This is a genomic window from Chloroflexota bacterium (genome assembly GCA_026708035.1).
Classification (GTDB): Bacteria; Chloroflexota; UBA11872; order UBA11872; family UBA11872; genus JAJECS01.
Genome location: JAPOVQ010000001.1, coordinates 108,614 through 121,746 on the forward strand (window position 1 = coordinate 108,614; position 13,133 = coordinate 121,746).

General features: G+C 67.4%; 10 protein-coding genes. All 10 read left to right on the forward strand.

Annotation, left to right across the window (positions count from 1 at the left end):
• Positions 1 to 433: 433 nt before the first annotated feature.
• A complete protein-coding gene (gene rho, locus OXG33_00485) occupies positions 434 to 1,828 on the forward strand; it encodes a transcription termination factor Rho (protein ID MCY4112404.1) in 1,395 nt (464 codons plus the stop codon).
• Positions 1,829 to 1,883: 55 nt separating this feature from the next.
• Positions 1,884 to 2,438, forward strand: a complete 555-nt coding sequence (rplI, locus tag OXG33_00490) for a 50S ribosomal protein L9 (protein ID MCY4112405.1) — start codon at positions 1,884 to 1,886, stop codon at positions 2,436 to 2,438.
• A 536-nt stretch (positions 2,439 to 2,974) separates the two neighbouring features.
• Positions 2,975 to 4,309 (forward strand): replicative DNA helicase, encoded by a 1,335-nt coding sequence (dnaB, locus tag OXG33_00495; GenBank protein ID MCY4112406.1) that lies wholly within the window; start codon positions 2,975 to 2,977, stop codon positions 4,307 to 4,309.
• 20 nt (positions 4,310 to 4,329) lie between these two features.
• Positions 4,330 to 5,508 carry an iron-containing alcohol dehydrogenase gene (locus OXG33_00500; protein MCY4112407.1) on the forward strand — a complete coding sequence of 393 codons (1,179 nt, stop codon included), beginning with the start codon at positions 4,330 to 4,332 and terminating at the stop codon, positions 5,506 to 5,508.
• A 99-nt stretch (positions 5,509 to 5,607) separates the two neighbouring features.
• Positions 5,608 to 8,250: a preprotein translocase subunit SecA gene (secA, locus tag OXG33_00505; protein ID MCY4112408.1), complete on the forward strand. Its 2,643-nt coding sequence runs from the start codon at positions 5,608 to 5,610 to the stop codon at positions 8,248 to 8,250.
• An 11-nt stretch (positions 8,251 to 8,261) separates the two neighbouring features.
• Positions 8,262 to 9,393 (forward strand): peptide chain release factor 2 gene (gene prfB / locus OXG33_00510; protein ID MCY4112409.1). Its coding sequence is split into 2 segments (ribosomal slippage): positions 8,262 to 8,345 and positions 8,347 to 9,393, totalling 1,131 coding nucleotides; the frame shifts between segments, so codons are not numbered across the junction.
• Positions 9,390 to 10,691, forward strand: a complete 1,302-nt coding sequence (locus OXG33_00515) for a peptidase MA family metallohydrolase (protein MCY4112410.1) — start codon at positions 9,390 to 9,392, stop codon at positions 10,689 to 10,691. The genes prfB and OXG33_00515 overlap by 4 nt, the downstream gene beginning before the upstream one ends.
• A gap of 66 nt (positions 10,692 to 10,757) precedes the next feature.
• A complete protein-coding gene (locus OXG33_00520; GenBank protein ID MCY4112411.1) occupies positions 10,758 to 11,438 on the forward strand; it encodes an ATP-binding cassette domain-containing protein in 681 nt (226 codons plus the stop codon).
• Entirely contained in the window at positions 11,431 to 12,321 is an 891-nt protein-coding gene (gene ftsX / locus OXG33_00525) for a permease-like cell division protein FtsX (GenBank protein MCY4112412.1), read from the forward strand. Before OXG33_00520 ends, ftsX begins: the two co-directional genes overlap by 8 nt.
• Positions 12,322 to 12,332: 11 nt before the next feature.
• The gene (locus tag OXG33_00530; GenBank protein MCY4112413.1) at positions 12,333 to 13,034 is read left to right on the forward strand and encodes an ATP-binding cassette domain-containing protein; all 702 of its coding nucleotides are present in this window, start codon (positions 12,333 to 12,335) and stop codon (positions 13,032 to 13,034) included.
• Positions 13,035 to 13,133: the final 99 nt, after the last annotated feature.

Sequence of the window (13,133 nt, forward strand, 5' to 3'; positions counted from 1 at the left end):
CCGACCATCGCGGCGCCGGTGGACATGGCTGGGACCAGCGGATCCCGAGACGGCGCGGCGTCCGGTTCATCACCCACATTGACACTCCAAACGTCGTGAAGCGCCCGCGGTCGGCGGGCCGCGCCCCTTGCCTTCGTGCGGCCGGACGTTGCCCGATGGAACCTGGAAGCCGTCGACGCGCGACGGAGCGGTCAGGTGTGAATCGGCAGTGGCGCTGGGCTTCTTGACATCGAATTTCGCGCGGTGCTAGCGTGATTCGAGCCGCCCGCATACTTGACGGCGGGCGCCCCCGGCAACGAACCGGGCCCGCGACTTCACCGCGTTCGCAATGGTTCGTTGTGCGTTTTGGACCTCGTAGGTACCCCATGCGCAAGCCATATCGCCGGCCTATGCCACCGTCCCAGGATTCACGCGCGGCGTTGGGGAGGAGCTGATGATGATGGACTCCGGCGGCGGTCGCGGCGGGTCGAATCGGCGCTCCCGGCGTCCCGGACGAGGCCGTCGCGGCGGCGGACACGGCCGGCAGCGGACCTATGAGCTCCAGGAAGACCCCGGCATCGAGTGGGCCGAGCTCGAGGCGCGCTCGATGGACGAGCTTCAAGCCCTGGCGGCCGAACTGGGCATCCAGCCCAACGGCGAGGTCGACACGACCAAAGAGCTGCTGATCAATCTGATCGTCCAGGCGCGCAACGAGCGCGAGGGGTCCCTGTTCCTGGAAGGCGTGCTGGAGATCGTGGACGAGGGCTACGGATTCCTGCGGCGCGACGCGCACTGGATGCCGAGTCCCGAGGACGTGTATGTCTCGCAGTCGCAGATCCGCCGCTTCAGCCTGCGCACGGGCGACCTCGTCAGCGGCCAGGTCCGTCCGGCGCGCCAGAACGACCGCTATCACGGGCTGGTGCGCGTGGTGGCCGTCAACGGCCTCGACCCCGAGCGCGCCCGCAACCGCCTGCTGTTCGAGAAGCTGGTGCCCGTCTTTCCCAATGAGCAACTGCGCCTCGAATACAACAAGTCCGAGCTGACGTCTCGCGTCATCGACATCGTGTCCCCCATCGGACGCGGCCAGCGGGGCCTGGTGCTCTCACCGCCCAAGGCCGGCAAGACGGAGCTGATGAAGCGCATCGCCCGCTCGGTGCTGCACAACTACAGCGACGTGCGGGTGATCGTGGCGTTGATTGGCGAGCGCCCGGAGGAAGTCACCGACTGGGCACGCACCGTTGAGGGCGCCGAGGTGATCAGCTCGACGTTTGACGAGCAGCCGCAGAGCCATACCCGCGTCGCGGAGATGACGTCGGCACGCGCCAAGCGCCAGGTGGAGAGCGGCGAGGACGTGCTGATTCTGCTGGACAGCATCACGCGACTGACCCGGGCCTACAACCTGGTGCAACCGTCGAGCGGGCGCACGCTTTCAGGAGGCATCGAACCGCAAGCCCTCTATCCGCCCAAGGGGTTCTTCGGCGCCGCGCGAAAGGTGGACGACGGCGGCAGCCTCACCATCATCGCGTCGTGTCTGATCGAGACGGGCAGCCGGATGGACGAGGTGATCTACGAGGAGTTCAAGGGCACGGGGAACTGGGAGCTGATGCTCGACCGGCGCCTGGCCGAGCGCGGCACCTTCCCAGCCGTGGACGTGCTGCGGTCCGGGACCCGACGCGTAGAGCTGCTGCTGGCCGACGACGAGCTGAAGTACTTCTGGCGCCTGCGGCGGATGCTCAACGCCATGGACTCGCACGATTCCTCGAATTCCACCGAACTGATGTTCGACCGCATGCGCCGCACGGAAAGCAATGCGGCGTTCTTCAAGTCCCTCAGCGAGCAGGGCGGGTAGATTCGGCTTATGATCTACGCCGCTTCATATACCAGAAGCTTCGAGCAGTCCTGACATGCCAAGCGTCAAAGTCGTGCTGATCAAAGACGTGCCGAGTCTGGGCCAGATTGGCGACGTGGCCTCGGTCTCGGCGGGCTATGCGCGCAACTATTTGTTGCCGCGCGGCCTGGCGGTGACCGCGACCGCCAAACGGCTGGCGGACACGCACTTTCATGAGGAATTGGCCGACCGGCGCGAGGCGGCCGCGCGGGCCGAGGCGGAGGGCCTCGCCGCCGCCCTCCAGGGCCAGGCCATCACGATCGCGGTGGTCGTGGGCGACCAGGGACGCATGCACGGCCAGATCACCAACCAGGACGTCGCCACGGCGATTCGCGAGCAGCTTGGGGTGGAGATCGATCGTCACACGCTGCAGATCGACAGTCCGATCCGGTCGCTGGGCCGCTACCTGCTGCCGATTCGAGTCGCGGCGGGCGTTGAGGCGTCCATCACGCTCGAGGTAGTCGAATACGAGGAGCCGGCGGAAGAGCCCGAGGAGCCGGAGGAGCCGGAGGCGCCGGAGGAAGCCGAGCCAGGTGCCGTCGAAGTTGGGGAATACGACTTCTCGCGCTAGGGCTGGCCGTTCTTCTTCAAACGCACAGGTTCCTTCTGTAACTGTGGATAGGGCAGTGGTAGGTCTCCCTGCTTCCTGAAGGATCGCGTCCGGCGCAAGCGTCTCCGAGTGCACCCTCACCCTAGCCCTCTCCCATCAAGGGAGAGGGGACCGGACGGCGATCCGACGAAGCGAGCAAGCTGCGCGGGCGGGTCTGAGACCCGCCCCTGCAACAGACACCCAGAGCGGCTGCCGGTTCGACCGGACTGGATTCCGGCCTTCGCCGGATTGACGGACTCAGAGTGGACCGCGATCCACCCGCGCAAAAAGCGCGTTGTTCGTATTATGTCTGGTATAATTGTCCCGCCTTATCGTGGTCTGCTTTTCGAGGGCGTGGTTATCCCCACGGCATATTGGAGTCTTTCGGAAACAGCTGTGGATGGGGGGGCCCATGCTCGGGAGTCACGCGCGGCGATACAGCGCGCCGTGGCAAGGGCGCTCAAATGCCCCCTTAATGGCACGCCGCCATTGATCCCCGAACGGACGGTTTTGCCGCTGTGACGACCGAGATCGAACGACTTCCGCCCCAGGACCTGGATGCCGAGCGCTCATTGCTGGGCAGCTTGCTGATCGACTCGGATGCCGTGAGCACGGTCAGCGGCAAAATCCAGCCCGACGACTTCTACCGCGAGCAGCACCGCGCCATCTTCGAGGCCGTCTCCAACATCGCCTCGCGCAACGAACGCTCGGACTCGGTGACGGTATCCGACGAGCTGCGCCGGACGGAGAGCCTGGAGCTCGCTGGCGGCCCGCCGTATATCGCCGACTTGATCAACGCGGTGCCCACGGCGTTCCACGTGGAGCACTACGCCTCTATCGTGCGGCGGACGGGCATCCTGCGGCGGATCATCCAGGCGGCCACGCAAATGGCCGGCGCGTCCTATCGCGCGGGCGCCGATCCCGACGACGTGCTGGACCTGGCCGAGAGCCTCATCTTCAGCATCGCCAATGAGATGGGGACGCGCGACTTCGAGTCGCTGCGCGCGGTGATGCACGTGTTCGAAGAGCAGCTCATGTTCCGGCTGCAACATCGAGGCGTCCTGAGCGGCGTGGCAACCGGCATCGGCGAGCTGGATCGGTTGACGGGCGGCCTGCAGCGCTCCGACTTGATCGTCCTGGCGGCGCGGCCCGGCATGGGGAAAACGGCGTTCGCCCTGCAACTGGCGCTGCACGCCGCCATGCACAACGACGTTCCAGTCGGCTTCTTCGCGCTGGAGATGCCGGGGCATCAGCTGGCGCAGCGGATCGTGGGCAGCCGCGCCCGGGTCGACTCCATGCGGATTCGAGACGGCGAGCTCAACGACGCGGAGATTGCCAAGGCCGTGGCGGCGATGGCCGAGCTCGCCGAGTACCCGATCTTGATCGACGATTCGCCGTCGCTGACGGTGCTCGAGCTGCGGGGGAAGGCCCGGCGCATGCACCTGGAGCACACCATCGGGCTGCTCATCGTTGACTACTTGCAGCTAATGAGCTCCGCGACCTACCGCGACAATCGGGTGCAAGAGATCACCGAGATCACCCGCTCGCTGAAGTCGCTGGCCCGTGAGCTCAACATCCCGGTCGTGGCCTGCGCCCAGCTCTCGCGCGCCGTCGAGCAGCGGCCAAACCCCACGCCCCGGCTTTCGGACCTGCGCGAAAGCGGGTCCATCGAGCAGGACGCTGACGTCGTAGTCTTCCTGCACGAGCCCGAGCGCGACGACGAAGTGATTGGAAAGCCCGTGGACCTGCGCCTGACGATTGCCAAGCAACGCAACGGGCCGGTCGGTGAACTGGATCTGCGATTCATTCGCTCGCACGGGCGATTCGAGGAAGTCGCCGAGCGGTCGCTATAGGGCCGCCAGAGGAGACCGTCATGGCCGAAATGCCCCAGGGCCGAGACTTTCGCGTGCCGCCCGTGATTCACGTCGGCGAAGGCGCCCTGTCACGACTGCCGGAAACCCTGACCGACCTGGGCATCCAGCGCGCGGTGCTGGTGACGGATCGCGTGCTCGCCAGCGGGCCGTGGATGCCCGTCTTGCAGGCATATGCGGCCGAGGCCGAGGTCGAGCTGACGATCGACGATGCGCTGGCGGCAGAGCCGACGACGGACGACGTGGGCCGCGCGCTGGGGCGCATTCGCGCGAGCGACGCGGATGGCGTGATCGCGTTCGGCGGCGGCAGCGCCATCGATACGGCCAAGTCGGCGGCCGTGCTGGCGGGCAATCCGGGCGGGCTGCCCGACTACGAAGGGTACGAGCGGATTCCGCGTCCGGGGCTGCCGGTTATTGCGATTCCCACCACGGCCGGGACTGGCGCGGAGGTGACCCGCGGCGTGGCGGTCACCGATCCCGTACGCGACGTGAAGATGCTGCTGATGAGCGCGCAGCTGGTGCCGGCGGCGGCCATCGTCGACCCGGCGCCGACCGTGAGCATGCCGCCGGGGGTGACGGCCTCCACCGGCCTCGACGCGCTGACGCACGCCATCGAGGCGTACGTTTCCCGCAAGAGCTATCCGCTTACCGACGCGCTGGCTATCGACGCCGTCAAGCGCATCGCCGGGTCGCTGGTGCGGGCCTATGAGTGCCCGGACGACTTGGAGGCCCGTGACGCGATGGCGCGGGGCTCGCTGCACGCGGGCATGGCGTTCCACAACTCCTCGGTGGCGCTGGTGCACGGCATGTCGCGGCCCATCGGCGCGTTGTTCCACGTCCCGCACGGGCTCTCGAACGCCATGCTGCTGCCCGCGGTGATGGCGTTCAGCATCCCTGGAGCCGTGGCGCGCTATGCCGACATTGGGCGAGCCATGGGCGCGGCCGGGGCCGGCGACACCGACGAAGCGGCCGCCGCGAGCGGCATGCGGCTGGTCGAGGAGCTCTGCGCCCAGGTCGAGGTGCCGACGCTGGCCGCATGGGGCGTCGATCGCGAGGCGTTTCGGCGCGCCACGCCCAAGATGGCGCGCGACGCGCTGGCCAGCGGCAGTCCGGGCAACAATCCCCGGCTGGCCTCCGAGGCCGAGATCGTGGAGCTCTACGAGCAGGTGATCAGCCTCTGAGTCACCGGGGTCGGGTTGGCGATGCCACGGTCAGGCGGCGAATCCGCCGATATACTCGACTGAAGTAGCGGCCGCGAGCGGCCGGACCATCTTTCTGCCATGGCCCTGGGCATTCTCAAACACCTCGTCGGCGACGATGCCGAGCGCACTGCGCGACAGCTTCGACCTCGCGTGGCCGAGATCAACGACCTGGAACCCGAGACGCAGCGGCTCTCGGATCGGGAGCTGCTTGGCGTAACCGACGAGCTGCGCCAGCAGCTGGCGTCCGGCGAGTCGCTGGACGACCTGCTGCCGGAGGCCTTTGCCGCCGTGCGCGAGGCCGTGCGCCGGCACACGGGCGAGCGGCAGTTCGACGTGCAGCTGATGGGCGGGATGGTGCTGCACGACGGCGACATTGCCGAGATGCGCACCGGTGAGGGCAAGACGTCGGTGGCGGCATTGGCCGCCTATCTCAACGCGCTCGAAGGCCGCGGCGTGCACATCGTGACGGTGAACGACTACCTGGCGGCGCGCGACGCCGGCTGGTACGGCCGCGCCCTCGTGGAGCGCTTGGGGCTGACCGCCGGCGTGATCCAGCACGACTTGCCGCCCGACGATCGGCGCGCGGCCTATGCGGCCGACCTGACTTACGGCACGAACAACGAGTTCGGGTTCGACTACCTGCGCGACAACATGGTGCACGACCTGGCGCACCGGGTGCAGCGCGGGCTCAACTACGCCATCGTGGACGAGGTCGACAACATCCTCATCGACGAGGCTCGGACGCCGCTCATCATCTCGGGGGCCGCCGAGGAGTCCACCGAGCACTACTACCAGTTTGCGGGGCTCGTGACGCGGCTGGATGCGGCCACGGACTTCACCGTCGATCTGAAGCTCCGCGCCGTATCACTGACGGAAGTGGGCATCTCGAAGATGGAGCGGCTGCTCAAGGTCGACAACCTGTACGACGAAAAGTCGTTCCAGCTCGTTCACTACCTGGAGCAGGCGCTGCGCGCGCAGGTGATGTACACGCGCGGCAAGGACTACGTGCTGTTTGCGAACGGCCAAGTCATCGATGGCCGCGATCGCCGGGCCGAGGTGGTGATCGTGGACGAGTTCACGGGCCGTCTGATGCACGGGCGGCGCTTCAGCGACGGCTTGCACCAGGCGATCGAGGCCAAGGAAAACGTCGCCGTGCAGCGCGAGAGCCAGACGATGGCCACGGTGACGTTCCAAAACTACTTCCGCATGTACGAGAAGCTCGCCGGCATGACGGGTACCGCCAAAACGGAAGAGCAAGAGTTTCAGACCATCTACGACCTCAACGTGCGGGTGATCCCGACGCATCGCGAGATGATCCGGGACGACGCCCCCGACCTCGTCTATGCCTCGGCCAAGGCTCGTGACCGGGCGGTGATCAGCGGCATCGTCGCGTCCTACCGCGAGCGGCGGCCCGTACTCGTCGGCACGACGTCGATCGAAAAGTCCGAGGAGCTGAGCGGCATGCTGCGGCGCGAGGGCGTGGTGCACAACGTGCTCAACGCCAAGTACCACGCGCAGGAGGCGCAGATCGTGGCCGAGGCGGGCCGGCTGGACGCGGTCACCATTGCCACGAACATGGCGGGCCGCGGCACGGACATCATCCTGGGCGGTCGGCCCGAGGGGCGCTCAGCCGCGCAGTGGCAGGCGGAGCACGACCAGGTCATCGAGCTTGGCGGGCTGCATGTCCTCGGCACCGAGCGGCACGACGCCCGCCGGATCGACAACCAGCTGCGCGGTCGTTCCGGCCGCCAGGGCGACCCCGGCGCCAGCCAGTTCTTCGTGTCGCTGGAAGACGAGCTGATGCGGCGGTTCGGCTCGGATCGCATCCAGGGGCTGATGCAGCGGCTGGGCGTGGAAGAGGACCAGCCGATCGAGAGCGGCATGGTGACGAAGGCGCTTGAATCCGCCCAGACCAAGGTGGAGGCCCACAACTACGAGACGCGCAAGTACGTCATCGAGTTCGACAACGTGGTGAACCGGCAGCGCGGCGTGATCTACCAGCAGCGCGATCGCATCATCAAGGCCGAAGACCTGGTCGACATGGTGGACGAGATGCTCGAGCGCGAAGTCGACCACCTGGTGGACGCGCACGACATCTCCCCGCAAACGGAACCGGAGGAGCTGGAAGAGCTGGTGCAGTCATATCTGGCGATCAGCGGCGGACCCGCCCGCGGCCTGCGGGCGGACGATTTCGAAGGGCTGCGCGCGGACGACCTGCGCGAAGCGCTGCAAGCCCGCGCCCACGAGGATTGGCGTCGCAAGATCGACGAGCTGCCGGATGACGCCGTGCAGCCGCTGCTGCGCTGGATCATGCTCCAAAACACGGACTATCTCTGGGTACAGCATCTGACCGCCATCGAAGACGTGCGGCAGGGCATCGGGCTGCGCGCTTACGGGCAGCAGGACCCGCTGGTGGCCTTCAAGCGCGAAGGCTTTCAGATGTTCGAGCAGCTGATGACCACCATGCAGTCCGACATCTTGCGGCGCGTGTTTCGCGCGCAGGTGCAGCAGCAGCTCCCGGCCAGCACCGTCCTTTCGCGGCACCGGGAGCAGGCCGCCGCGGCGACACCAGCGGCACCGGCGGCGGGCGCCAGCCGAGCCAACGGCAGCGGGGGCCAGGCGCCGCGGCTGACGCGGCGCGAGCGCCGACGCCGGGAACGCGACGAGAAGAAGCGCGCCAAGCGCCAGGCGCGACGCGGCAAGAAAGTCCGGTCCGGCTAGTCCGCCGCGCCATGCCATCCGCTCTCGACTCCGCCGACGTCTTGCAATCCGCTCGCTCACTGTGCGACCGGGTGCGCGACTTTCGGGGGCATCTTTGACCTTGCGTCCAACGCCGAGCGCCTGGCCGAGCTAGAGGCGCAAATCGCCGAGCCCGAGTTTTGGGGGGACCAAGTCCGGGCTCGCGACACCATGCGCGAAATCACGCGTCTGAAGTCGCAGATCGAGATCTGGGACGAGCTTGAAACGGCAGCCGCCGAGGTCTTGGAGCTCGCCGAGCTGGCGGACGCGGATGACGCCGACATGCTCGGCGACGTGGCAGCCGAAGCATCCGCGCTGACACGCCGCCTCGATGCGCTCGAGACGCAGCTGCTGCTGGGCGGCGAATTCGACGCCCACGATGCCTTCCTCACGATCCAGTCCGGGGCGGGCGGCACGGAGAGCCAGGACTGGGCCGAGATGCTGCTGCGCATGTATTCGCGCTGGGCCGAGCGGCGCAAGTGCGACGCGACGGTGATCGAGGTATCGCCCGGCGAGGAAGCCGGCATCAAGAGCGCGACGGTGCAGATCGAGGGCGACTTCGCCTATGGCTATCTGAAGGCCGAGCGCGGCGTGCATCGGCTGGTGCGCCAGTCGCCGTTCGACGCCGGCAACCGGCGGCACACCTCATTCGCCCGCGTGGACGTGATTCCGGTGCTGGAAGAGGCCGGCGACATCGAGATCGACCCGGCCGACCTCCGCGTCGAGACCTTTCGGGCCGGCGGGCACGGCGGGCAATACGTCAACAAGACCGATTCGGCGGTGCGAATCACGCACCAGCCGTCGGGCATCGTGGTGAGCTCCCAAAACCAACGGTCGCAGCACCAGAACCGTGAGGTCGCCCTGCAGGTGCTGCGCGCACGGCTGCTGGAACGCGATATCGCCGCGCGAGAGGCTGAGCAGGTGCGGCTGCGGGGCGACTTGAAAGCCGTGGACTTCGGCAGCCAGATCCGCTCGTACGTCCTGCACCCCTACCGCATGGTCAAGGACGTGCGCACCGGCGTGGAGGTGGGCAACACGCAAGCGGTGCTGGACGGCGATCTCGATGTCTTCATCGACACCTACCTGCGGGCGACGGCGCCTTCAACCGTGGAGCGGCCCTCATGAGGCGGCGCGTCGTCCGAGCCCCGCTCGTCGCGATGCTGGTAGCCCTGGCGCTCGTGGGGGCCTGGACCACGTCGGCGGCAGCGGAGCTCGATTCGGCGGTGCTCACCACGGACGTGGAGTTTGGCACCGGCATCACCTTTCGCCTGGAAATGCCGCATGCGGCCGCGGAGCCTGCCAGCGTCGAGGTGCGTTACGGGCTCCCGGACAGCATCGTGGTCCGCCGGTCGGCGGCGGAGTTTTCGGTGGCCGACGGGCTCCTGCGCGCCGCGTTCGCCTGGGAGCCTCGCGACCCGCTAGTGGTCGGCACCGAGGTCGAGTACCGGTTCGTTGTCCGTTCGGCCGATGGGTCGGAGACTCAAACCGCCCCGGCGGCCGTGAGCTATATCGACGCGACGCTGCCTTGGACAACTGCCAGCGAAGGCCTGGTCGAGATTTGGTATTACGCGGGAGGCGAGGCGGTCGAGATGGACGCGCGGGCCGGCATTCGCGCGGCCCTGGACATCTTGCGCGACAGCTTCGGCGCCGAGCTGGAGCGACCGACGCGGCTGATGCTGTACGCCGACATCGCGCAGATGCGCCGGGACCTGGGGGGTGGTACGAGTGCCTGGGTCGGCGGCGCAGCGATCGCCGATTTGAACGTCACCGTGCTGCATGCCCCGGTGGTGAACCGCGACCCGCTCGACCTCCAGGCCACAGTTGCGCACGAGATCACGCATATCGTCCTGGAACACCGCACGCACAACTCGTTTGGCGGTTTGCCGGCCTGGCTCCACGAGGGCCTGGCCACAACCGTGGAGGCGGAGATCAAGGAGCGATTTGCCTACGGCGACATCATGACAAGGCTCGTTGACGAGGACAATTTCGTTTCCCTACGCGGCATCACCGGCAGCTTTCCGGCGGACAGCCAGGCGGCCGTGAACGCGTATGCCCAGAGCAACTCGCTCGTGACGTACATCATCGAGACCTGGGGAAGAGAAGGCATTGCCGACCTGCTCGAGGCGTATGCGGGCGGCGTGTCCGACAACGAGGCGGTGCAGGCGGCGCTGGGCATCTCGCTCGACGAGCTTGATCGTGCGTGGCTGGGCACCCATGGGGTGGACAGCCCGACATTTTCGGCGCTGACGCAGCCCGAGATCGCCGGCGCGACGGCGCCACCGGACGGCGAAGGGACGCCACCCGCCCGGCCGGCGCCCGACCCCGTCGTTGCCGCCGCGGCCGCGTTGGCCGTCATCGCGGCCGCGGCAACCGTGCTCCTCGTCCGGCGTGTACGCGTCGCGCGCGGATATGCTCGGTACTAACGTGAGCCGGGACGGAATTCTCCAGCATCTCCGGGCACCGATCCGTGTGCGGCGCGGGCGACAGCCATGATCGTCCTGGAGGACGTGCACAAGGTCTATCCCAACGGCACGCAAGCACTCAACGGCGTGAGCCTGGAGATTCCCGAACGCGACTTTGCCTTCCTGGTCGGTCCCAGCGGCGCGGGCAAGACGACCATCATTCGGCTCATCAACCGCGACGAGACCGTGACTACTGGCAGCGTGTTCGTGGAAGCCACCGACGTGACCCGGCTGCGGCGCCGGGACGTGCCCCAGCTGCGGCGGCGCGTGGGAGTGATCTACCAGGACTACAAGCTGTTGCCCTCGCTGACGGTCCGGCAAAACGTGGAGTTCGTGCTGAAGGCCACCAACGAGTTCGATCACCTGTCCGACGGGCTGGTGGAGGAGACGCTCGCGACCGTGGGGCTTACCCGGCGGACCAACCACTACCCCCACCAGCTATCCGGCGGCGAGCAACAACGGACGGCTATCGCGCGCGCGCTGGTGCGGCGGTGCCCGATATTGGTGGCCGACGAGCCGACGGGGAATCTCGATCAGGAGTCGGGCTGGGAAACCATCCAACTTCTGGTCCAACTCAACGCGCGGGGCACCACGGTGGTGATCGCCACCCACAACCGGACGCTGGTCGACACGATGCGGCGGCGGGTGATTGAAATCGAGCGCGGGCGAGTGGTTCGGGACGAGCCCGAGGGTGGCTACTATGGCTAGGCTGCACGTCGCGCGCTACCTGCTCGGCTCGGCGCTCACGGGCCTTTGGCGCAACCGCACCATGACGGGCGGCGCCATCGTCACCACGGCCATCATGCTCATCACGTTGGCCGGGTTTCTGGCCATCAACGACACCCTGAACCAGATGGTGACGGCGCTGGGACGCAAGAGCAACCTGATTGCCTATGTGCGCGACGAGGCGCGCCCCACGCAGGTGATGGCGATCATCGACGATCTGCGCACGCGGCCCGGCGTCGGCGAAGTCCAGTTCGTGTCCAAGGAGGACGCGCTGGCGATCTTCGAGTCGCGGTTCGTGGACCAGCGCGACATCCTGGACGTGTTGCAGAGCAATCCGCTGCCGGCCAGCGTGGAGCTTCGTCTGAACGATCCGTCCGTCGTCCCCGAGCTGGCGCAGGAGCTGCAAACGATGACCACGGTCTTCGACGACGTGGTGGTGCCGCTGGACGTGGTCGAAGAGGTGATTGGGATTTCCAACCTGGCCCGCGTGGCCGGCTCGGTGATCATCATTGCCCTGACCGGCGTGACGCTGTTCGTGATCGTGAACACGATTCGGATCGCCGTGTTCGCGCGGCGCCAAGAGATTGAAATCATGAAGCTGGTGGGTGCGACCGACTGGTTCGTGCGAGGTCCGTTCGTGGCGGAGGGCGCGATCATTGGCGGCGTTGGGGCCGGCATCGCGGCCATCGCGCTGGTGGTGCTCTACGCACAAGCCGCGCCGGTCGTCACGCGGATCGTGTCGTTCCTGCCGGTGTCGACTGACACCGATTTCGTGCGCAACCTGGCGGTCTTTACGCTGCTTGTGGGTCTGATCGTCGGCAGCCTGGGCAGCTATTTCTCGGTTCGCCGCTACCTTTCGGTGTAGGGCGCGTCGGCGTGATCGTGCTGCAGTCGGTCACCAAGAGCTATGGCGACGTGCGGGCGGTAAACGGCGTCACGCTGGCGATCTCGCGAGGCGAGTTCGCCTTTCTGATGGGGACGAACGGCGCGGGCAAGACCACGCTGCTGCGCCTGATTTCCCGCGAGGAGCAGCCGGACACCGGCGTGGTCCTCGTCGGGGGCGGCAATACCGCCGAGCTGACCGGGCCGGGGCTGACGCGGCTGCGGCGGCGCATGGGCGTGGTCTACCAAGACACGCGCCTGCTGCCGAACGCCACGGTGGCCGAGAACGTGGCGCTGCCGCTCCGGGTGCGTGGCATGGGCGGTGCCGATCTGACGTCCGACGTGAAGGCGGTGCTCGAGCGGGTTCGACTAGCCGACAAAGAGTCGCGCTTTCCCCGGGAGCTGTCGGGCGGCGAGCAGCGGAAGGTGGCCATCGCGCGCGCGGTGGTCGCGAATCCCGAGATCCTGCTCTGCGATGAGCCGACGGAAAGCCTGAGCGCCGAGCGGGCGGCGGAAATCGTGGACCTGCTGCTGGACATCAACGCCGACGGCGTGACCACGGTGGTCGCCACGCACGACACGGGCACGGTGAACCGTCTGCGCCGGCGCGTGATCCACATGGACGACGGCTGCGTGCAATCGGACACATTGGTTGGCTCCGCGGCGCAGCCACAGCCCACGAACGGTCCAGGCTAGGCCCGCACTGGCATACTGGCTCCCCCCCGGAGCGCCAGCGTGGGCTGCGCCACTGACCCGCACGCAGCGCTGCGCTAGGGTTTTGGGGCGACATCGCCA

What these genes read in the sequence shown, in the direction of transcription:
- ftsX (MCY4112412.1), top strand. Translation starts at nt 11,431, where the DNA reads ATGGCTAGGCTGCACGTCGCGCGCTACCTGCTCGGCTCGGCGCTCACG.
- rho (MCY4112404.1), top strand. Translation starts at nt 434, where the DNA reads ATGATGATGGACTCCGGCGGCGGTCGCGGCGGGTCGAATCGGCGCTCC.
- OXG33_00520 (MCY4112411.1), top strand. Translation starts at nt 10,758, where the DNA reads ATGATCGTCCTGGAGGACGTGCACAAGGTCTATCCCAACGGCACGCAA.
- OXG33_00500 (MCY4112407.1), top strand. Translation starts at nt 4,330, where the DNA reads ATGGCCGAAATGCCCCAGGGCCGAGACTTTCGCGTGCCGCCCGTGATT.
- secA (MCY4112408.1), top strand. Translation starts at nt 5,608, where the DNA reads ATGGCCCTGGGCATTCTCAAACACCTCGTCGGCGACGATGCCGAGCGC.
- OXG33_00515 (MCY4112410.1), top strand. Translation starts at nt 9,390, where the DNA reads ATGAGGCGGCGCGTCGTCCGAGCCCCGCTCGTCGCGATGCTGGTAGCC.
- rplI (MCY4112405.1), top strand. Translation starts at nt 1,884, where the DNA reads ATGCCAAGCGTCAAAGTCGTGCTGATCAAAGACGTGCCGAGTCTGGGC.